At 63.2% G+C, this 18,967-nt stretch carries 21 protein-coding genes and 1 riboswitch; of the genes, 5 read left to right on the forward strand and 16 right to left on the reverse strand.

The features are described from left to right. Positions 1-55: 55 nt before the first annotated feature. The 6 genes from FJ946_RS03295 to coxB form a co-directional block, all read right to left on the reverse strand. Entirely contained in the window at positions 56-934 is an 879-nt protein-coding gene (locus tag FJ946_RS03295; RefSeq protein WP_140494964.1) for a cytochrome c oxidase subunit 3, read from the reverse strand. Position 935: 1 nt separating this feature from the next. After that, positions 936-1,568 carry a cytochrome c oxidase assembly protein gene (locus tag FJ946_RS03300; protein ID WP_140564259.1) on the reverse strand — a complete coding sequence of 211 codons (633 nt, stop codon included), beginning with the start codon at positions 1,566-1,568 and terminating at the stop codon, positions 936-938. Positions 1,569-1,576: 8 nt separating this feature from the next. Continuing rightward, entirely contained in the window at positions 1,577-1,738 is a 162-nt protein-coding gene (locus FJ946_RS03305; RefSeq protein WP_140494968.1) for a hypothetical protein, read from the reverse strand. A gap of 2 nt (positions 1,739-1,740) precedes the next feature. Next, complete coding sequence (locus tag FJ946_RS03310) at positions 1,741-2,685, reverse strand: heme o synthase (protein WP_140494970.1); 945 nt, start codon at positions 2,683-2,685, stop codon at positions 1,741-1,743. Positions 2,686-2,757: 72 nt separating this feature from the next. Further along, positions 2,758-4,410: a cytochrome c oxidase subunit I gene (gene ctaD, locus FJ946_RS03315; RefSeq protein WP_140494972.1), complete on the reverse strand. Its 1,653-nt coding sequence runs from the start codon at positions 4,408-4,410 to the stop codon at positions 2,758-2,760. A gap of 38 nt (positions 4,411-4,448) precedes the next feature. Next, positions 4,449-5,465: a cytochrome c oxidase subunit II gene (coxB, locus tag FJ946_RS03320; protein WP_181167186.1), complete on the reverse strand. Its 1,017-nt coding sequence runs from the start codon at positions 5,463-5,465 to the stop codon at positions 4,449-4,451. Between the two features lie 258 nt (positions 5,466-5,723). Here coxB and FJ946_RS03325 point away from each other — a divergent pair, with 258 nt between their 5' ends. Together FJ946_RS03325 and tldD are read left to right on the forward strand one after the other, a co-directional pair. Continuing rightward, a complete protein-coding gene (locus tag FJ946_RS03325) occupies positions 5,724-6,269 on the forward strand; it encodes an invasion associated locus B family protein (RefSeq protein ID WP_140494976.1) in 546 nt (181 codons plus the stop codon). 164 nt (positions 6,270-6,433) lie between these two features. After that, positions 6,434-7,846: a metalloprotease TldD gene (tldD, locus tag FJ946_RS03330; protein ID WP_140514821.1), complete on the forward strand. Its 1,413-nt coding sequence runs from the start codon at positions 6,434-6,436 to the stop codon at positions 7,844-7,846. A 21-nt stretch (positions 7,847-7,867) separates the two neighbouring features. On the opposite strand, the gene FJ946_RS03335 is transcribed toward tldD, so the two are convergent. The 3 genes from FJ946_RS03335 to FJ946_RS03345 all read right to left on the reverse strand — a co-directional run bounded on the left by FJ946_RS03335 (position 7,868) and on the right by FJ946_RS03345 (position 10,299). Next, a complete protein-coding gene (locus FJ946_RS03335) occupies positions 7,868-8,152 on the reverse strand; it encodes a hypothetical protein (RefSeq protein ID WP_140564260.1) in 285 nt (94 codons plus the stop codon). 150 nt (positions 8,153-8,302) lie between these two features. Beyond that, entirely contained in the window at positions 8,303-9,538 is a 1,236-nt protein-coding gene (locus tag FJ946_RS03340; protein WP_140564261.1) for a class I SAM-dependent RNA methyltransferase, read from the reverse strand. Next, positions 9,535-10,299 carry a TlyA family RNA methyltransferase gene (locus FJ946_RS03345; protein WP_140514818.1) on the reverse strand — a complete coding sequence of 255 codons (765 nt, stop codon included), beginning with the start codon at positions 10,297-10,299 and terminating at the stop codon, positions 9,535-9,537. Before FJ946_RS03345 ends, FJ946_RS03340 begins: the two co-directional genes overlap by 4 nt. A 175-nt stretch (positions 10,300-10,474) precedes the next feature. Here FJ946_RS03345 and FJ946_RS03350 point away from each other — a divergent pair, with 175 nt between their 5' ends. Next, on the forward strand, positions 10,475-10,876 hold the full coding sequence (locus FJ946_RS03350) for a GFA family protein (RefSeq protein ID WP_140564262.1): 402 nt from the start codon (positions 10,475-10,477) through the stop codon (positions 10,874-10,876). A 25-nt stretch (positions 10,877-10,901) separates the two neighbouring features. Here FJ946_RS03350 and FJ946_RS03355 read toward each other — a convergent pair whose 3' ends face one another. The 6 genes from FJ946_RS03355 to FJ946_RS03380 all read right to left on the reverse strand — a co-directional run bounded on the left by FJ946_RS03355 (position 10,902) and on the right by FJ946_RS03380 (position 15,866). After that, positions 10,902-11,195 carry a hypothetical protein gene (locus tag FJ946_RS03355; RefSeq protein ID WP_140547432.1) on the reverse strand — a complete coding sequence of 98 codons (294 nt, stop codon included), beginning with the start codon at positions 11,193-11,195 and terminating at the stop codon, positions 10,902-10,904. 148 nt (positions 11,196-11,343) lie between these two features. Further along, the gene (dxs, locus tag FJ946_RS03360; protein WP_181167649.1) at positions 11,344-13,281 is read right to left on the reverse strand and encodes a 1-deoxy-D-xylulose-5-phosphate synthase; all 1,938 of its coding nucleotides are present in this window, start codon (positions 13,279-13,281) and stop codon (positions 11,344-11,346) included. Positions 13,282-13,358: 77 nt separating this feature from the next. Then, positions 13,359-14,279 (reverse strand): pirin family protein, encoded by a 921-nt coding sequence (locus FJ946_RS03365; protein WP_140564263.1) that lies wholly within the window; start codon positions 14,277-14,279, stop codon positions 13,359-13,361. Positions 14,280-14,319: 40 nt separating this feature from the next. Beyond that, complete coding sequence (locus FJ946_RS03370) at positions 14,320-14,586, reverse strand: DUF2277 domain-containing protein (protein ID WP_010914875.1); 267 nt, start codon at positions 14,584-14,586, stop codon at positions 14,320-14,322. 98 nt (positions 14,587-14,684) lie between these two features. Continuing rightward, entirely contained in the window at positions 14,685-14,936 is a 252-nt protein-coding gene (locus tag FJ946_RS03375; RefSeq protein ID WP_140558206.1) for an exodeoxyribonuclease VII small subunit, read from the reverse strand. Positions 14,937-14,939: 3 nt separating this feature from the next. Further along, positions 14,940-15,866 (reverse strand): histone deacetylase family protein, encoded by a 927-nt coding sequence (locus FJ946_RS03380; protein WP_140558208.1) that lies wholly within the window; start codon positions 15,864-15,866, stop codon positions 14,940-14,942. Between the two features lie 121 nt (positions 15,867-15,987). Beyond that, a riboswitch (cobalamin riboswitch) is annotated at positions 15,988-16,168 on the forward strand. Positions 16,169-16,216: 48 nt separating this feature from the next. Between FJ946_RS03380 and bluB the strand changes: the two genes are divergently transcribed. Further along, positions 16,217-16,969, forward strand: coding sequence for a 5,6-dimethylbenzimidazole synthase (gene bluB, locus FJ946_RS03385; RefSeq protein WP_140564264.1), 753 nt, complete (start codon positions 16,217-16,219; stop codon positions 16,967-16,969). A 45-nt stretch (positions 16,970-17,014) separates the two neighbouring features. Here the strand turns inward: bluB and FJ946_RS03390 are convergent, their stop codons facing one another. Beyond that, complete coding sequence (locus FJ946_RS03390) at positions 17,015-17,620, reverse strand: TetR/AcrR family transcriptional regulator (protein WP_140498058.1); 606 nt, start codon at positions 17,618-17,620, stop codon at positions 17,015-17,017. Between the two features lie 120 nt (positions 17,621-17,740). On the opposite strand from FJ946_RS03390, the gene FJ946_RS03395 reads away from it, so the two are divergent. Next, positions 17,741-18,964 (forward strand): MFS transporter, encoded by a 1,224-nt coding sequence (locus FJ946_RS03395; RefSeq protein ID WP_140564265.1) that lies wholly within the window; start codon positions 17,741-17,743, stop codon positions 18,962-18,964. Positions 18,965-18,967: the final 3 nt, after the last annotated feature.

Genomic DNA, 18,967 nt, shown 5'->3' on the forward strand with positions numbered 1-18,967 from the left:
AGAAGAAGGGCGGCCACGTTGCCGCAGCCGCCCCTTCAAAGTCATCAGACCGGTATCAGTGGGCTTCGATTACCGCGCCGACCGATCCCCAGACATAGATCGAGGCGAACAGGAACAACCAGACCACGTCGACGAAATGCCAGTACCATGCGGCAGCCTCGAAACCGAAATGCTGCTTGGGCGTGAAATCGCCCTTCATGGCCCGGATCAGGCAGACGGCCAAGAAGATGGTGCCGATGATGACATGGAAGCCGTGGAAGCCGGTCGCCATGAAGAAGGTGGCGCCGTAGATGGAATCCTTGAAGGCGAACGGAGCATGCATGTACTCGTAGGCCTGCACCATGGTGAACAGCATGCCGAGGCCGACGGTCAGCACCAGCCCGTTGATCAGCCCCTTGCGATCGCCGTGGATAAGGGAGTGGTGCGCCCAGGTGACCGTGGTGCCCGACAACAGCAGGATCACGGTGTTATAGAGCGGCAGGTGGAAAGGATCGAGAACCTCCATGCCCTTCGGCGGCCAGACACCGCCGGTGAACGCGGTGCGGGCATATTGGTGGGCTTCGCTCGGAAACAGGCTGGCATCGAAATAGGCCCAGAACCAAGCGACGAAGAACATCACCTCGGAGGCGATGAACATGATCATGCCATAGCGCAGATGCAACGACACGACCCGCGTGTGATGGCCCTCATGCGCTTCCTTGATCGTGTCCGACCACCAGGCGAACATGGTGTAGAGGACGATCGCGAGGCCGATGAAGAACAGCCACGGATTGGCGATGTTGAAGCCGAAGATCGGGAACGAGCCGCCCTTCAGGTATTCCATGAGGCAAACGCCGCCAAAGGCGGTGACGAGCGCCCCTATCGATCCCAGGAAAGGCCACGGGCTCGGGTCGACGAGATGATAGTCGTGATGTTTTGCGTGCGCGTCTGCCATATCAACCCCCGAGATTTCCTTCGGTATTTGAAATTGTCTTGCTGTTGCCCTGGACCGGCTCTGACGATGCGACCGGCTTGTTCTTCTCGACCGGAAACATCGTGTAGGACAGGGTGATCGTCTTCACGTCCTTCAGTTCCGGCACGTTGACGATATCGGGGTCCACGTAGAATAGGACCGGCATGTCAAGCGTTTCGCCGGGCTTCAGCGTGGTGTCGGTGAAGCAGAAGCATTCGACCTTGTTGAAATAGGGACCCGCCAGTTCAGGCTGGACATTGAAGGTGGCGCGGCCGGTGATGGGGCGATCGAACTTGTTGGTCGCCTGATAGTGCGCCTGCACCGTCTCGCCGATCTTCATGGTCATCGAGCGCTGGACCGGCTGGAAATCCCACGGCACGCCGGCGATATTGGCGTCAAAGCGGACGGTGATCTCGCGATCGAGCACGCGGCCGGCATACTGCTTCTCGACGCGTTGCGTCGTGCCGCCATAGCCTGTCGCCTGGCAGAACATCTTGTACAGCGGCACCGCGGCATAGGCCATGCCGATCATGCCGGTGAAGAAGGCAAGGCAGATGGCCGCAACAAGGCGGTTGCTGTTGTGCCCGGCCGGTTTGGCACTCGTGTCGACACCCATCTCCCGCCTCACATCGTGCCAGAGAGGTTATGACCGAACTTCACGATCGTCGCGATATAGAAGATAACGACCAGCACGGCCAAGGCTACGCCGATGGCGACCGAGCGGTTGCGCCGGGCCTTCCGCTGGCGTTCGGTCAAGGTGACCGTTTCGAGCTTGTCTTCGATCATGCTCATGCTCCACCCACCGCAAGTGCACGTTCGACGACGCTGTCGGCGAGATAGACGGCGAAGATGGCGAAGAGATAGAGCAGCGAATAGCCGAACAACGCCTTGGCTGGCTTCATCGCGCGATCGTCGTCGGACATGCCAAGCACTTTCCACGCATACCAGACAAAGCCGAGCCCGAGCAGCAGGGCAGCCACGCCATAGAACGGCGTGGTGTAGCCAAGCAGCCACGGCAGCACACCGACCGGGGCCAGCACCAGAGCATAGGCGAAGATCTGACGGCGGGTCGACGCCGGGCCGGCGACATTGGGCATCATCGGGATGCCGGCGCGTTCATAATCCTGCGACTTGAACAGCGCCAGCGCCCAGAAATGCGGCGGCGTCCACAGGAAGATGATGAGGAACAGGACGACGCTCTCCAGGCTGACCGTGCCGGTCACCGCGGCCCAGCCGATCACGGGCGGGATGGCGCCGGCAGCACCGCCAATGACGATGTTCTGCGGCGTCCAGCGCTTCAGCCACATCGTGTAGACGACGGCATAGAAGAAGATGGTGAAGGCCAGCAGCGCCGCCGACAGCCAGTTGACCAGCACGCCGAGCGTCATCACCGACAAAACCGAAAGCACCAACCCAAAGCTCAACGCCTCGTGGGGTTGGATGCGGCCGGCCGGCACCGGGCGGGTCGCAGTGCGTGTCATCACCGCGTCGATATCGGCATCGTACCACATGTTGAGAGCGCCGGAGGCACCAGCCCCGATGGCAATAGCCAGGATCGCGATCACCGCCAGCAGCGGGTTGATGGTCACCGGCGCCGCGACCAGTCCGACAAAGGCGGTGAACACCACCAGCGACATGACGCGTGGCTTCAGGAGGGCGAAGAAATCACCCGCCGTCGCTTCCGACATGCGGAAGCCCGCTTCGTCAATGCTGGTTTCGTCGACAAGGGCCATGCGTACTCAAATCCATATTCCGTTTGGCCGAAACCGCCGGCGAACCGGCGGTTTCGATTCCGGGCTGCCGCCTTATTTGATCTTCGGCAGCTGCTCCCACTGGTGGAACGGCGGCGGTGAAGGCAGCTGCCATTCCAGCGTCGTTGCGCCCTCGCCCCATGGATTGGCGCCAGCGATCCGCTTCTTCTGGAAGGCTTCGAACACGCCATAGAGGAAGATCACCACGCCGACGGCCGAAATGTACGAACCGTAGGACGACACCATGTTCCAGCCCGCAAACGCGTCCGGATAGTCGATGGTGCGGCGCGGCATGCCAGCAAGGCCGAGGAAGTGCTGCGGGAAGAAGACAAGGTTGACGCCGACGAACATGACCCAGAAATGGGTGTTGGCGATGACGGGCGAATACATGTAGCCGGTCATCTTCGGGAACCAGTAGTACCAGCCGGCGAAGATGGCGAACACCGCCCCCAGCGACAGCACGTAATGGAAGTGCGCGATCACGAAATAGGTGTCGTGCAGCGACCGGTCGAGACCGGCATTGGCCAGCTGAACCCCGGTAACACCACCGATCGTGAACAGGAAGATGAAGCCCAGCGCCCACAGCATCGGCGGCTTGAACGATATCGATCCGCCCCACATCGTCGCGATCCAGGAGAAGATCTTCACGCCCGTCGGCACCGCGATGACCATGGTGGCGAAGACGAAGTAGCGCTGCGTGTCGAGCGACAGGCCGGTCGTGTACATATGGTGCGCCCAGACGATGAAGCCGACCGCGCCGATCGCGACCATGGCGTAGGCCATGCCGAGGTAGCCGAACACCGGCTTGCGCGAGAAGGTGGAGACGATATGGCTGATGATGCCGAAGCCCGGCAGGATCAGGATATACACTTCCGGATGGCCGAAGAACCAGAACAGGTGCTGGAACAGCAGCGGATCGCCGCCGCCATCGGGAGCGAAAAAGGTCGTGCCGAAATTGCGGTCGGTAAGCAGCATGGTGATGCCGCCGGCAAGGACCGGAAGCGACAACAGCAGCAGGAATGCGGTGACCAGCACCGACCAGGCAAACAGCGGCATCTTGTGCAGCGTCATGCCTGGCGCGCGCATGTTGAAGATGGTGGTGATGAAGTTGATGGCACCCAGGATCGAGGACGCGCCGGCGATGTGGATCGACAGGATCGCCAGATCCATGGCCGGACCGGGCTGACCGGAGGTCGAAAGCGGCGGATAGAGCGTCCAGCCGCCGCCGACGCCGTAGGCGCCAGGCGCGCTCGGCACGAACATCGAGATAAGCAGCAGGATGAAAGCCGGCGGCAGCAGCCAGAACGAGATGTTGTTCATGCGCGGGAACGCCATATCCGGGGCGCCGATCATGATCGGCACCATCCAGTTGGCAAAACCGCCGATCAGGGCCGGCATGACCATGAAGAAGATCATGATCAGCGCGTGCGCCGTGGCGAAGGCGTTGTACATGCTCTTGCCGCCATCGATCGCGGCGTCACCGTTCATGCCGTAGACCATCTGCGCCAGGCCGCTGAAGATCTGGATGCCAGGCTCCTGCAACTCCATGCGGATGGCGACCGACAGCGCGCCGCCGATGATGCCGGCCATGATCGCGAAGATCAGGTAGAGCGTACCGATGTCCTTGTGGTTGGTCGAATAAACCCAGCGCACCCAACCATGATAAGGCTTGTGGTCGTGCCCGTCGTGAGCTGCAGCGTCTGCCATGTTCCGCTCCGTTCCCTAAATCTTGCTAACCCGCGGCATCAGTTGCCGGCGGCCGCTACCTTGTTCTGGCCATCGACCTCGGCCATCAGCGTCTTGTTGGCGCCGGGCAGATCGGTCTTGGCCGCAGCCAGCCAGGTCTTGAACTGCGCGTCGGAGACGACGCGGATGGCGATCGGCATGAAGGCATGGTCCTTGCCGCAGAGCTGCGAGCACTGGCCGTAGTAGAGGCCTTCCTTCTCCGCCTTGAACCAGGTCTCGTTGGTGCGGCCGGGAATGGCATCGATCTTGATGCCGAAGGACGGCATGGCGAAGGAATGGATCACGTCGGTCGCGGTGACGAGCACCCGGGTCATCGTGTGGACGGGCACCACCATCTCGTTGTCGACGGCAAGCAGGCGCGGATAGACCTTGCGATCTTCCTTGCCGGCGGCGGCACGGTCGCCATCCTGGAGGATCGCCGAGTTGAACGAGAGCGTGTTGTCGGTCTGGTATTCGTAATCCCAGTTCCACTGGTTGCCCGTCGCCTTGACGGTGAGCTTGGCTTCTTCCGGCGGCGTGTACTGCGCGGTCAAGAGCTGGAACGAGGGGATGGCGAGGCAGAGCAGGACGACGACGGGGCCGACAGTCCAGATCACCTCGATCAGCGTGTTGTGGCTGGTCTTGGACGGAACCGGGTTGGCGCTCGCGCGGAATTTCACGATGCAGTAGATCAGAAGGACCAATACCAGGGCGGTGATCGGGATGATGAACCACATCGTGTAGTTTCCGAACCACTCGATCTGGCGCATCATGTCGGTTGCCGGCGCCTGGAAGGTCGTCTCCCACTCGACGGGCTGATCGGCATGGGCGGCCGTGCCGGCGAAAAACGTGGTAACGGCACAAGCGCTTAGAAACTTGGCACTTGCTGGAAGCTTGGCGTTTGCCAGGAAATTTCTCATCGCCCTCTTCGTCTCCCAGTTCCTCGCGGCTGTGTCCACGAGAATAACGAACAATGCCGGGACGGGAATCCCGACTGTCTCAAGCTGGTTCAAACCATACTCTTTTTCCCTCCGCAAGAAAGGAGCGGAGGAAACCGTGCGGCATTTTTGCGCGCAAGCCGGAATGCATCTTTGAAGGCGGCGGCCGCCATGGCGAATCGGCTATGTTCAACGGATCGGCTGCTTCCTGCCGGCCGGCGCGCCTGGCGTCGTAATTCGGGCGAAATTGGCTAGGAAAAGCGCCGCATTGGCATTTTCGTGGCGGCTCGGCCGCTGTCTCGTCCTTTACTTGGCTTTGGCGCGGCTTAAAGTGCCGTGATTCGCAATGGAGCCGTCATGAACTCTTGGCTGTCGGGATTTGGGCTTTCGAGCCCCTTGGCGAAGGTCATCTTTCTCGCCGCCTTGTCCGTCGCCGGCTTGTCGGCCGCCGGCCAGGCCAACGCGGCCCAGCCGAGCGGCACGGTGCGCTCGACCCATGGCGCGTGGTCGATCATCTGCGACACGCCGGCCGGCGCCACGTCCGAACAATGCGTGATGATGCAGAACGTCGTCGCCGAGGACCGCCCAGAGATGGGGCTGTCGGTCGTGGTGCTGCGCACCGCCGACAACAAGGCGGAGATCCTGCGCGTGCTGGCGCCGCTCGGCGTGCTCTTGCCCAACGGGCTCGGCCTCAATGTCGACGGCAAGGATATCGGCCGCGCTTATTTCGTGCGCTGCTTCCAGGACGGCTGCTACGCTGAGGTCATTCTCGAGAAGCCGCTGCTCGATACGCTGAAGACCGGCACGTCGGCCACGTTCATCGTCTTCCAGACGCCAGAAGAAGGCATCGGCATCCCGGTGGACCTCAAGGGTTTTGCTGACGGATTTGCGGCCCTGCCGTAGACTCCCGCGCCTCGACCCGGGAGCTGCCGATCAACGATAGGTTTTCCGGACCTGGGATAGATCCGGGACGCCGCCGCCCTGCATTTGAATGACGATTGGCGATTGTCTGGGCGCGGCTTCGCGCCTACATCCCGGATATAACCATTCATCCACGGACATACGCCATGAACAGCCTTATCGGCCAATTCGATATTTCCGACGATCGCGTCAAGGAGATCGTCGCAGAGACCATCAACGGCGCCGACGATGGCGAGTTGTTCGTCGAATACAGCGAGAGCGAAGCGCTGATGTTCGACAACGGTCGGCTGAAGACGGCCAATTTCAACACCGACCAGGGTTTCGGCCTACGCGCGGTTGCCGGCGAAGCCAGCGGCTATGCCCACTCCAGCGACCTGTCCGAGGCTTCGCTGCGACGCGCGGCTGACGCCGTCTCGACCGTCAAGGGCGGTTATTCCGGAACGCTTGCCGCCGCGCCCGCCCGCACCAACCGCCATCTCTATGGCGATGAGAACCCGATCCCCTCCCCTTCCTTCGAGGCCAAGGCGAAGCTGTTGCAGGAAGTCGACGCATGGCTGCGCGCCGAGGATCCGCGCGTGCGCCAGGTCTCGGCATCGCTGACCTCGTCCTGGCAGCATGTCGAGATCGTGCGCGCCGACGGCCAGGTGGTGCGCGACATCCGGCCGCTGGTCAGGGTGAACGTGTCGGTGGTGGTCGGCGACGGCGACCGCCAGGAAAGCGGCTCCTACGGCATGGGCGGACGCAAGGCGTTCGGCGACTTCCTCGTCGAGGACAGCTGGAAGCACGCCGCCAAGGAGGCGCTGCGTCAGGCGCTGGTCAATCTCGAAGCCGTACCGGCGCCGGCCGGCACTTTCGACATCGTGCTCTCCAGCGGCTGGCCCGGCGTCATGCTGCACGAGGCCGTCGGCCACGGGCTGGAAGGCGACTTCAACCGCAAGAAGACATCCGCTTTCGCCGGCCTGATGGGCCAGCAGGTGGCGGCAAAGGGCGTCACCGTCGTCGATGACGGCACGATCGCGGAACGACGCGGGTCGCTCACCGTCGACGATGAAGGCACGCCTTCGGCGCGCAACGTGCTGATCGAGGACGGCAAGCTGGTCGGTTACATGCAGGACCGCCAGAACGCCCGGCTGATGGGCATGCGGGCCACCGGCAACGGAAGGCGCGAGGGCTACGCGCACCAGCCGATGCCGCGCATGACCAACACCTACATGACATCGGGCGACATGGAGCCGGACGAGATCATCGCCTCGGTCAGGAACGGCATCTATGCCGTCTCCTTCGGCGGCGGCCAGGTCGACATCACCTCCGGAAAGTTCGTGTTCGGCTGCACCGAAGCCTACATGATCGAGAACGGCAAGGTGACGCAACCGATCAAGGGCGCAATGCTGATCGGTAACGGGCCCGACGCCATGCACCGCGTTTCGATGATCGGCAATGACATGAAGCTCGACAACGGCATCGGCATGTGCGGCAAGGCTGGACAGGGCGTGCCGGTCGGCGTCGGCCAGCCGCACCTCAGAATGGACCAGATGACGGTCGGCGGCACAAGGGTTTGAAGCCGCCTCGTGGCCAGTCTGCTAGGTCTTGCTCACAGACCGGCGCGACGTGGCATACAGGATCAGGAAGCCGATAACGCCGCCGATCGCGTACTGGGTCCATGCACTCAGGTAGTCGACGGTCCCATCATGGCCCGAGACATAGAGCGCAGCGCCGACAAACGTCATGACCGCGACGCCAAGCGCATAGGATGGCACCAGCCCCACACGCGTGAATTTTCTCAAGATCCAAGCGAGCACCGCACCGGTGAGCGCCATGATGACAGCCGAACCAAAAATCTCGGCAACAAAACCTGGTGAAATCATCTTCTCCCCCTTATCCCAACTTGGATTATGCCTTTTTCGAGGGCAGATTCAACTGCAGTGGCGATGATCCACAACTTTAGCGATAAATCTGGCTGGGATTTCGGGGCAGACTGCATGACGCGACCAGTCTCGCTGAGCAGGGCTAAGCGCCTAACGTCTTTTCCGCGGCTTCTCCAGCAAGGCAACAGCCTCGACATGGGGCGACCACAGAAACTGATCGATCGGCGTCACGCTTTTCACCGCGTAGCCGCCGTCGATGAGGATGCGCAAATCCCGCGCGAGCGTCACCGGGTTGCAGGAGACCGCGGCAACGAATGGAACATCCGAGCGGGCGATCTGCTTCGACTGATCCTCCGCGCCCGCGCGGGGCGGATCGAAGACAACGCCATCAAAGGCGTTTAACTCCTTGAACGTCAGCGGACGGCGGAACAGGTCTCGGCGCTCGCCGGTCACGCGTTTCAGGCCGGTGGCGAAGCGTGAACCCCGATCGAGCGCCGAAAGTGCGGCCGCATCGCCCTCCACCGCATGCACTTCCGATCTCGCGGCCAACCGCAGGGCGAAGCTGCCGCAGCCGGCGAAGAGATCGGCAATTTTTTTGGCACGTTTCAGATGTCCGCCGACGATATCGGCCATGGTCCGTTCGGCTGCCTCCGTCGCCTGCAGGAAGGCGCCCGGCGGCACCGCGACGGCAACGCTGCCGAACATGACGACAGGCTTCTTCGGCTCGATGATGATCTCGTCATCGATGGACAGTCTGGCAAAGCCCTGCGCAATGACAAAATTGGCGGCGATGCGGCGCTGGTTTTCGCCGAGCTTGCCCGATTCATGCACCGCCACGTCGAGGCCGGAACCCGTCACTGTGACTGCCATGCGAAACGATTTCGGGGTGGCGCAGATCAATTCGGCGAGTGCCCTCAAGCTGTCGAGCGCGTTGACGATCCCAGGCAGCGAGATCGGGCATTCGGAGATGGAAATGATTTCCGGCGACAGATGGCGATTGAAGCCGAGCAGCATGCCTGTTTCGGTGCGCCTGGCGGCGAGCACGACGCGGCGGCGCGTGTGCGGCGCGCAGGCGACCAGACCGCCTATTTCGCAATCGATGCCTCTCAGCGCATGCACGACCTTCTCGCGCTTCCACTGCTGATAGGCTTGCGCCTCCAAATGCTGGAGGGCGCAGCCGCCGCACTCGCCGAAATGGCGGCAGGCGGGTTCGATGCGCAGGGGCGAGGCCTCGATCAGCGCCATCAGCGTGGCGCGATCCCTTTCACGCGCCGCGGTGACGACCTCGCCTGGCAGCGTGAAAGGAATGAACAGATCGCCGCTTTCGGTGTCGGCGATGCCATCTCCCTGGGCGCCAAGCTTTTTGATGGTGAAGCGTGCGCTCATCGGTCCTTGACCCCACCAAGCAGGAATTCGCGATTGCCGTCACCGCCCTCGATCGGCGACAGATGCAAGCCGAGCGAGCGCCAGCCGGGCACGGCATCCAGCCAATCCTGCAACAAGCCAGCGACACGGGCGGCATGATAGGGGTCTTTCAGCAGGCCGCCCTTGCCGATCGCCTCGCGACCCGCCTCGAACTGCGGCTTGACCAGAAACATCGCTGCGGCACCGGGCTTGGCGATGGCAAGCGCAGGCGGCAGGGCCAGTTTCAGTGAAATGAAACTGACGTCGGAGACTATGAAGTCCGGACTGCGGCCGCCAAGATCGGCGGTTGAGAGATCGCGGGCGTTCAGCCCCTCGATGACCGTCACGCGCGCGTCCTTGCCGATATCAGCATGCATCTGTCCGTGACCGACATCGATCGCCGTGACATGGGTCGCGCCGCGTTCGAGCAGGACCTGGGTGAATCCGCCGGTCGAGGCGCCGATGTCGAGCGCCTCACAGCCGGCCGGATCGAGGCCGAAATGGTCGAGCCCGGCGATCAGCTTCAGCGCCGCGCGTGAGACATAGCCTTGGGCCGGGTCATCAACGGCGATGACGCATTCCGGTTGCACGGCCTGACCCGGCTTGCGGCCAATGACGCCATCAACCGTTACCGTACCACGTTCGATCGCGTCACGTGCACGCGAGCGGCTGGAAAACAGCCCACGCGCTACGAGCAGATCGTCGAGCCGCTGGCGCGTGCTGGCTGGCCGGGGAAAATTCATCGGTCTTCCTTGGCGAAAGCCGGCGGCGAAGGCAAGGAGATTGGAGCAGGAGAAGCAACATCGCCGCAGGGCAGCGACCGCAGAGAGCCGCTCGCGGCCAGTCGCATATCGCATCAGGTCGGCCACGATGATAAGGAAGAAACGCCGTTTTGCTGCCGAAGGCGAAGGAGGACGGATGCTTACGGGAACCTGCCATTGCGGTGCGGCCCACTGGACCTTGAAGGGCGATCCCGGGCCGATCACCGCTTGCAACTGCACGCTGTGCCGACGTTACGGCACGCTCTGGGCCTACGACTTTGTCGATGAACGTATCCGCGTCGTGGGGCCGATAAAAAGCTATAAACGTGCCGGCAAGGCCGAACCCACGCTCGAGATCCTGTTCTGCCCGACATGTGCGTGCGTGCTTGCCTGGCGCGGTTTGCGCCCAGCCGAGTCCGGCTGCACGCGGATCGCCGTCAATGTAAGGCTTGCGCCGCCGGAAGCCGTGGCCGACCTGCCGATCGACCATTTCGACGGTCTCGAGACCTACGACGATCTGCCGCGCGATGGCCGCTGCGTGCGCGACATGTGGTTTTGATTTGGGTGGTTTGATTTGGGCGAGCTCAGAAGATGGTGCGGGGAGCCTGCCGTTCGACGGCGGGAGACAGGCCGCCATCCCGATCGCGGGCAACTTCCCTGCGCGGGCGCTCGACTGGCGCGGCGGATGCCGATGCGGCGTCCGGCGGGACAACAAGCTGCGGCAGCTGCTTGTAGGAGAAGCCGCCCCTGATATGCCCCATCTTACTGGCGACTATATCCGCGGCCGCCTTCTCGAGATTGCGGTCGTAGCGCGTTCCGGCGATGGCCGGCGCTGCGATGGCGGTCAGGATCGCCATGCCGCACAGAAGCGTCTTCACTGTTGTTGTCTCCCTGCCTGGCCAGAACCTAGCAGCGTGCCGTTGAAAAACGGGCAAGAGACACGGTAAGCAAAACGCCAAACCGCAATGTCAACAATGCGTTACGACATCGAGCCGGCAAACCGATTCAAGCGCTTGATGTGTCGAGTCAGGCGCGCTGGGCGCGGACCGCCTGCCCGAGGGCGGTGAAAACCGTATGGACGATGCCGGCGGCATCGAGACCGGCATCGGCATACATCTTTTCCGGCTTGGCGTGGTCCGCAAACACGTCCGGTAGCACAAGCGGGCGCACTTTCAGGCCGCTTTCCAGCAGGCCCTCATGGGCGAGGAACTGCAAAACGTGACTGGCGAAGCCGCCGACGGCGCCCTCCTCCACCGTGACCAGAACCTCGTGCGAGCGGGCCAGCCGTCGGATCAGGTCCTCGTCGAGCGGCTTCGCGAAGCGCGCATCGGCGACGGTGGTCGAAAGCCCGGCCGCGCCCAGCTCCTCGGCCGCGATCAGGCAATCCTGCAAGCGCGTGCCGAAGGAGAGGAGTGCCACCTTGCCGCCTTCCCTGATGATGCGGCCCTTGCCGATTTCGAGCACCGAGCCGCGATCGGGCATGTCGACGCCGACGCCATTGCCGCGCGGATAGCGGAAGGCGATCGGGCCGTCATCGTAGGTTGCCGCGGTGCGCACCATGTGGCGCAGTTCCGCCTCGTCGGCCGCCGCCATGACGACGAAGCCCGGCAGGGAGGCCAGGAAGGTGGTGTCGAAGGCGCCGCAATGGGTGGCGCCGTCGGCTCCGACGAAGCCGGCGCGATCGATGGGGAAGCGCACCGGCAATTTCTGGATCGCCACGTCGTGCACGACCTGATCGTAGGCACGTTGCAAGAAGGTCGAATAGATCGCCGCGAACGGCTTGTAGCCTTCGGTCGCGAGGCCGGCCGCGAACGTCACCGCATGCTGTTCGGCGATGCCGACGTCGAAGGTCCTGGCCGGAAACACTTCGCCGAACAGGTCAAGCCCGGTGCCGCCCGGCATGGCGGCGGTGACGGCGACGATGCGCTCGTCCTCCTGGGCCTCCCGGATCAGGCTTTCGGCGAACACCTTGGTATAGGCCGGCGCGTTGGCCGGGGCCTTGGCCTGAGCGCCGGTGATGACGTCGAACTTGTTGACGCCGTGATATTTGTCGGCCGCGGCCTCGGCCGGCGCGTAGCCCTTGCCCTTCTGGGTGACGACATGGATCAGCACGGGGCCCTTGCCATTGTCACGGACATTTTTCAGCACCGGGATCAGATGGTCCAGATTGTGGCCGTCGATCGGACCGATATGGTAGAAGCCGAGCTCCTCGAACAGCGTGCCGCCGGTGACGTAGCCGCGCGCATGCTCGACCGCCCTGGTGATGGCACGGTCGGCACGCTTGCCAAGATACGAGGTCAGTTTCTTGCCGAAGTCGCGCAGGCCGACATAGGCCTTGCCAGAGGCCAGGCGCGCCAGATAGGCGCTCATGGCGCCGGTCGGTGGGGCGATCGACATGTCGTTGTCGTTGAGGATGACGATCAGGCGGGCATCGAGCGCGCCGGCGTTGTTCATCGCCTCGTAGGCCATACCGGCCGACATGGCGCCGTCGCCGATGACGGCGATGACATTGTTGCGACCGCCGGCAAGATCGCGCGCCGCCGCCATGCCAAGGCCGGCCGATATCGACGTCGAGGAGTGGGCGGCGCCGAACGGATCGTATTCGCTCTCGGTGCGGCGGGTGAAGCCGGAGAGGCCGCCCTCCTGGCGCAGGGTACGGATGCGATCGCGGCGCCCGGTCAGGATCTTGTGCGGATAGGCCTGGTGGCCGACATCCCAGATCAGCCGGTCATCGGGGGTGTTGAAGACATAATGCAGCGCCACGGTCAGTTCGACCACGCCAAGCCCGGCGCCGAGATGACCGCCGGTGCGCGACACCGCGTCGATCAGTTCGAGGCGAAGCTCTGATGCCAGTTGCGGCAATTCGCTTTCGGAAAGCGTGCGCAGCTCGGCCGGGATACGGACCTTGTCGAGAAGCGGCGTATGCGGCGTTGCGTTCACGGGTAGGCCCAAGCTTCTGTTCATGCGCGGGATAGGCCGCCGGCAGGCGAAAGTAAATGCCTGCCAAATGACGCGAAAGGCACGCCCCGTCGTCGATTTCCTCAGCCTTCCGGCAGTGGAATGAACTCTTCCTCATCGCCGGGAACGATGTCGAAGCGGCCGGTCTTCCATTCTTGCTTGGCCTGTTCGATGCGCTCCTTGGAGGACGAGACAAAATTCCACCAGATGTAGCGCTTCGAGCCCAGCGAAGCACCGCCGAACAGCATGAAATGGGCACCAGCCTGTGAGGATACGACGATCTCGTCGCCGGGCCGGAACACCAGCAGCCGTTCCGCCGGAAACACGTCGCCGGAAATCGAGACCTCGCCTTCCAGCGTATAGATGGCGCGTTCTTCCGCGTCGGCAGGGATTTTCACGCTGGCGCCGGGCGCCAGCCTGAGGTCGGCGTAGAGCGTCTCGGAATCGGCTCGCACCGGGGAACGCAGCCCCTGGAAATCGCCTATAACGATGCGGCCGCTGACGCCTTCCGCGTCGATGTCGGGAAGCCGCGCGACAGCGGTGTTTTCGAAAACCGGCGCCACTTCCTCCTTGCCGTCCGGCAGCGCCAACCATGTCTGCAGCCCCGAGATCGACATCGGCGCGCCGCGCAGTTCTTCCGGCGTGCGCTCCGAATGGACGATGCCGCGGCCGGCGGTCATCAGGTTCACGTCACCCGGCTCGATCACCATCTCGGTGCCGAGCGAATCGCGATGCCTGATCCTGCCGTCGAACAGGTAGGTGACCGTCGACAGGCCGATATGAGGATGCGGCCGGACGTCGAGCGCCTGACCGGCACGCAGGATGGCCGGGCCCATGCGGTCGAAGAAGATGAAGGGACCGACCAGCCGCCTTTTGGCGGTCGGCAAGGCGCGGCGAACCTGAAAACCGCCAATGTCCTTGGCGTTCGGAATGACCATCAATTCGATCTGGTCGCCGGCAAAGGCATCGCCGGCTTCAGGATCCTTCCCGGGAAAGAAGCTCATGAACTCTCCTTGTCAGCGGCCGATGGCTGCTCTGGCCAGATCAGGCAAAGCGGATCGCCGCCTTCGCCCGCAGCTTGGCCGCAACCTCCTCGCGATTGCGCGGATGCTGGTTGGTTTCAAGCGAATCGAGAAGCTCGCGCGCCGACGCCGCGATGGCCTCGACGGCATGGTCGAATGCGTGCTGGTTCTGCTTCGAAGGCCGCGTCGTTCCGCTCAGCTTGCGAACGAATTGAAGGGCTGCATCGCGCACCTCGTCGTTGGTCGCCGGCGGATCAAAATTGAACAGGGTCTTGATGTTTCTGCACATCGCTTCCGTATCTCCTCTTGTCCTGGAGCCGTTTCAATCGGGACGCGTTCTATCCTCAATCATGATCGTGTCAAAAACCAGAGAGACGGCTGCGTGCCTCAATCCGCGTCCAGCGGCTCCGTCCCGACCGGCTTGCCGTCGCGGGACAGCCTGATCTTCTCCACCTTGTCCTCGGCCGCCTTGAGCAGCCGGTCGCAATGCACCTTCAGCGCCTCGCCGCGCTCGTAGATCTTGATCGACTGGTCGAGCGGCACATCGCCACGCTCCAGATCATCGACGATCTTCTCCAGCGCGTCGAGAGCCTGTTCGAAGCTCATCGCCTTGACGTCTTCGTTGATTTCACCAGCCATCATTCATCCTTTCATCAGTCGCCCGACATGGGCGGCGACCGAAAATGCCAATCCTTGCAGATCGTAGCCGCCCTCGAGCAGGCTGACGAGCCGGTTGGCGCTGTGGCGCGCCGCGCGCTGCATGAGTTGGCCGGTCGCCCAGTCGAAATCATCCTCGGTCAGGTTGATCTCGGCCAGCGGATCGCGATGATGCGCGTCGAAGCCGGCCGAAATGATGATCAGGTCGGGTGCAAAATTGTCGAGCGAGGGCAGCACGCGCGACAGGAAGGCATCGCGGAACGCCTCGCTGCCGGTCTGCGGCGCAAGCGGCGCGTTGACGATGTTGCCGGCGCCGGTTTCGTTCTTTGCTCCGGTGCCGGGGTAGAGCGGCATCTGGTGCGTCGAGCAATAAAGCACGGACGGATCGTCCCAGAAAACATCCTGCGTGCCGTTGCCGTGATGCACGTCCCAGTCGACGATGGCGACGCGTTCGATATCGTGTTTGCGCTGTGCATAACGTGCGGCGATGGCCGCCGTGTTGAACAGGCAGAAGCCCATCGCCGTCGCTTTCTCCGCATGATGGCCGGGCGGCCGGGCGGCGACGAAAACGTTGTCTGCCCTGCCGGCAAAGACGTCGTCGACGGCGGCGTTGGCGGCGCCGATCGCGGTGATCGCCGCTTGCCAGCTCTTCGGGCTGGCCGTTGTGTCGGCATCTATGCGGGCGATGCCCGTATCGGGAATGGCGGCGCGTACCCGCTCGACGAAATCCTCGGGATGCGCGTAGAGAATGGTGGCCTCGTCGCCTTGTGGCGCCTCGAGGCGATCGAGCGCGGCAAAAGCCTCGTCGTCGAGCACGCGCTCGATTGCGCGCAAGCGGTCCGGCCGCTCCGGATGGCCGGGTGGCGTGATGTGCTCGAGGAAGATCGGATGGGTGTAGAGACGAGTGGCCATGCTCCCTATCTAGTGCCCTGGCGCGGCGATGGCCATGCGTTGCGGCCTGATGGTTGGGGAAAATCGCGCTTGCGTCCGTTCGCGTCGCCGCGGGGATTGGCGGCGCAGGGGCTTCGTCGTAAAGTCCCGGCCACTGCCTGGTGCCCGCCGCGAGCGGGAGAATCGGGAACACGGTTTGATACCGTGGCGTGCCCAACGCTGTAAGGGGGACCGCGCCGGTAAATGCCACTGTCGATGACGGGAAGGCGCCGGATGCGGGTTGATCCCGAGCCAGAAGACCGGCCTGGCAGGCATCGTCATCCGCATGGTCAGGCGGACGGCAGTTGATTGCAATCGCAAGGGGACAAGCGATGCCGGACAATATGACCATCCCCGTGGGTGACGGATTCGACCAGATGGCGCGCGATGCGGTCTACCGCGCCATGTTCACGCGGCGCGATGTTCGCAGCCATTTTACATCAGAGGCCGTCGACGACGAGGTCTTGGCGCGGCTGCTGCTTGCCGCCCATCACGCGCCATCGGTCGGCTTCATGCAGCCATGGAATTTCATCGTCATTCGTGGCACCGAACGACGGGAACAGGTGCGCGACCTGTTCCTCGCGGCGCGCGAGCAGGAATTGCCGGCGATCGAGGAAGAGCGGCGGGCGCTCTACCGCAAGCTCAAGCTGGAAGGCATCTGCGAAAGCGCGCTCAATATCTGTATCACCTGCGACCGCCGACGCTCACAGGGTTCGCCGCTGGGACGCTGGCACAATCCCGAGATGGATCTCTACAGCACGGTCTGCGCGGTGCAGAATTTCTGGCTGGCGGCGCGCGCCGAAGGCGTCGGCGTCGGCTGGGTCAGCATTATCGAGGCGCAGGCGTTGAAAGACCTTCTGTCGATTCCCGGGCATGTGACGCCGGTGGCCTATCTCTGTGTCGGCCGTGTCTCGGAGTTCGCGCCGAAACCGGACCTCGAAACACATGGCTGGGGGCGGCGGCTGCCGCTGCCCGAGCTGATCATGAGCGAGACGTTTTGCGGACAGGGCGAAGTTCCGCTCAAATCAACGATCGCACGCCTCAAGGCGGCAACATGCGAAAAGTCTGACAAACCCTTGATTTGATTGCCGATACGGCATGCGCAGCGCGCTGCCGGCGGCCTGCCGTCGTCAGGCGGCTCCGGCATCCTTCCTCAACAATCCTTCGAGCAGTTGCTTGAATGCCGCCACCACGGTCTTCGACGTCGCTTCCGGGTCGTTCGAATTGGCGATCCGCTGCGCCGCCTGGCTGCTCGCCCCGTTGATCAGCCGTGCCGCGGTCTCGGGGTCTACGCCCGGGACAACCACCCCGTCGCCCTGCAGCGTCGTCAGGTGATCGGTCATCGACGCGACGCAGGCATTGGCGTTCGGCCATTGCGCGGGATCCCCCAGCACGGCCGGACCGTCCCGAAACATGATGCGCTGGATTTCCGGCTCCAGCGCCATTTCGATGTAGCTCGTGCATTCGTCGACGAAGCTTTGCCAGCGGGTCGGTGCTTTCGCTGCAACCTCATTCACCCGTGCCGCCATCTCGGCGTCTATCTCGGCGATAACCGCCTGCAAAAGCCCCTTCTTGTCCCCGAAATGATGATAGAGCGCACCGCGCGTCAGCCCGGCCGATGCGGTGAAATCATCCATCGATGCCTCGGCATAACCGATCGTTCCGAACGCATGCCGGGCCGCGGCAATCAATTTGGCGCGCGTTTCGGCGATCATTTCCCTGCGGGGCTTGTGCATCTCTTCTGGCCTTATCCACATACGTCACGTATGCCAATTGACATACGCGACGTATGATCTATTTAGTATTCATACGCATCGTATGTAATTTCCGAATCGCCTTTTGTCGAGGAACGGACCATGCAGAACCCCTATTCCGAGATCTTTCGAGCCCCTGGCGCCAAGGGCTTTGCCGCTGCAGGCTTCATGGCGCGCCTGCCGGTCGCCATGGCGCCGATCGGCATCGTGGCGATGCTGTCGCAGACGCGTGGCGAATACTGGCTGGCGGGTGCCGTCTCGGCGACATTCGCGCTGGCCAACGCTTTCCTGGCGCCGCAGATCTCCAGGCTGGTCGACCGCCTCGGCCAGACATGGATCGTCGTGCCCACCACCATCATCTCCGTGCTGGCATTCCTGCTGCTGATTGCGTCGGCCAATCAGGATTGGCCGGTATGGACAATGTTCGTGTCGGCGCTGCTGGCAGCGGCCATGCCCAGCATGCCGGCAATGGTGCGCGCGCGCTGGACCGAGCTTTTTCGCGGCCGGCCGGAGATGAACACCGCCTTCGCCTTCGAATCGGCGGCCGACGAACTGGTCTATATCGCCGGCGCGTCGCTGTCGGTGGGCCTCAGTGCGGCGCTGTTTCCGGAAGCAGGCATGCTGGCGAGCACGTTGTTTCTCGCTTTGGGCTCGATAGCATTCATCCTGCAGCGATCGACCGAGCCGAAAGTGCGGCCGGTGGACCATGGTTCGACTGGCTCGGCAATCCGCCTGCGGCCGGTACAGATCATCACCTTCGCCCTAATCTTCATCGGCGCGACCTTCGCGACGACGGAAGTGAGCACCGTGGCGATCACCAACGAGTTCGGCCAAGCCGGTGCCGCAAGCCTGGTGATCGGCGTCTATGCGCTGGGATCGTTCGTGTTGGGCATCGTGGTCGGCGCGCTCAACCTCAAGACGCCGCTACAGCGCCAGCTGACCGTCGCGGTCGCCATCATCGCAGTCAGCACGATTTTGCCGCTCACCGCCGACAGCGTGCCGATTTTGGCGCTGACCGTCTTCATCAGCGGCGTGGCGATCTCGCCGACTTTCATCACGGCATTCGGCCTGATCGAACGGCATGTGCCGGAAGCGATGCTGACCGAGGGCATTACCTGGGTGACAACGGGAATCGGCATCGGCATGGCGCTGGGCTCTTTCGCCGCCGGCGCGGTGGTGGATGCGTTCGGCGCCCAGAACGGGTTCTGGGTCTCGGTGGTCGCGGGCGGCATCGCGCTGGTCACGGTGCTGCTCGGCCAGCGCAGTCTTGCCACTCACAAATGCGAGTTGGATGGGTGTGAAGCGGCCGTCGCTGCCGCGGAATGAACC

Origin of the sequence: Mesorhizobium sp. B2-4-7, assembly GCF_006442685.1 — a bacterium.
In the GTDB taxonomy this organism is placed as follows: Bacteria; Pseudomonadota; Alphaproteobacteria; order Rhizobiales; family Rhizobiaceae; genus Mesorhizobium.

Coding starts and splice junctions, on each gene's coding strand:
- FJ946_RS03295 (WP_140494964.1), bottom strand. CDS start 934: ATGGCAGACGCGCACGCAAAACATCACGACTATCATCTCGTCGACCCG.
- FJ946_RS03300 (WP_140564259.1), bottom strand. CDS start 1,568: ATGGGTGTCGACACGAGTGCCAAACCGGCCGGGCACAACAGCAACCGC.
- FJ946_RS03305 (WP_140494968.1), bottom strand. CDS start 1,738: ATGATCGAAGACAAGCTCGAAACGGTCACCTTGACCGAACGCCAGCGG.
- FJ946_RS03310 (WP_140494970.1), bottom strand. CDS start 2,685: ATGGCCCTTGTCGACGAAACCAGCATTGACGAAGCGGGCTTCCGCATG.
- ctaD (WP_140494972.1), bottom strand. CDS start 4,410: ATGGCAGACGCTGCAGCTCACGACGGGCACGACCACAAGCCTTATCAT.
- FJ946_RS03325 (WP_140494976.1), top strand. CDS start 5,724: ATGAACTCTTGGCTGTCGGGATTTGGGCTTTCGAGCCCCTTGGCGAAG.
- tldD (WP_140514821.1), top strand. CDS start 6,434: ATGAACAGCCTTATCGGCCAATTCGATATTTCCGACGATCGCGTCAAG.
- FJ946_RS03335 (WP_140564260.1), bottom strand. CDS start 8,152: ATGATTTCACCAGGTTTTGTTGCCGAGATTTTTGGTTCGGCTGTCATC.
- FJ946_RS03340 (WP_140564261.1), bottom strand. CDS start 9,538: ATGAGCGCACGCTTCACCATCAAAAAGCTTGGCGCCCAGGGAGATGGC.
- FJ946_RS03345 (WP_140514818.1), bottom strand. CDS start 10,299: ATGAATTTTCCCCGGCCAGCCAGCACGCGCCAGCGGCTCGACGATCTG.
- FJ946_RS03350 (WP_140564262.1), top strand. CDS start 10,475: ATGCTTACGGGAACCTGCCATTGCGGTGCGGCCCACTGGACCTTGAAG.
- dxs (WP_181167649.1), bottom strand. CDS start 13,281: ATGAACAGAAGCTTGGGCCTACCCGTGAACGCAACGCCGCATACGCCG.
- FJ946_RS03365 (WP_140564263.1), bottom strand. CDS start 14,279: ATGAGCTTCTTTCCCGGGAAGGATCCTGAAGCCGGCGATGCCTTTGCC.
- FJ946_RS03370 (WP_010914875.1), bottom strand. CDS start 14,586: ATGTGCAGAAACATCAAGACCCTGTTCAATTTTGATCCGCCGGCGACC.
- FJ946_RS03375 (WP_140558206.1), bottom strand. CDS start 14,936: ATGGCTGGTGAAATCAACGAAGACGTCAAGGCGATGAGCTTCGAACAG.
- FJ946_RS03380 (WP_140558208.1), bottom strand. CDS start 15,866: ATGGCCACTCGTCTCTACACCCATCCGATCTTCCTCGAGCACATCACG.
- bluB (WP_140564264.1), top strand. CDS start 16,217: ATGCCGGACAATATGACCATCCCCGTGGGTGACGGATTCGACCAGATG.
- FJ946_RS03390 (WP_140498058.1), bottom strand. CDS start 17,620: ATGCACAAGCCCCGCAGGGAAATGATCGCCGAAACGCGCGCCAAATTG.
- FJ946_RS03395 (WP_140564265.1), top strand. CDS start 17,741: ATGCAGAACCCCTATTCCGAGATCTTTCGAGCCCCTGGCGCCAAGGGC.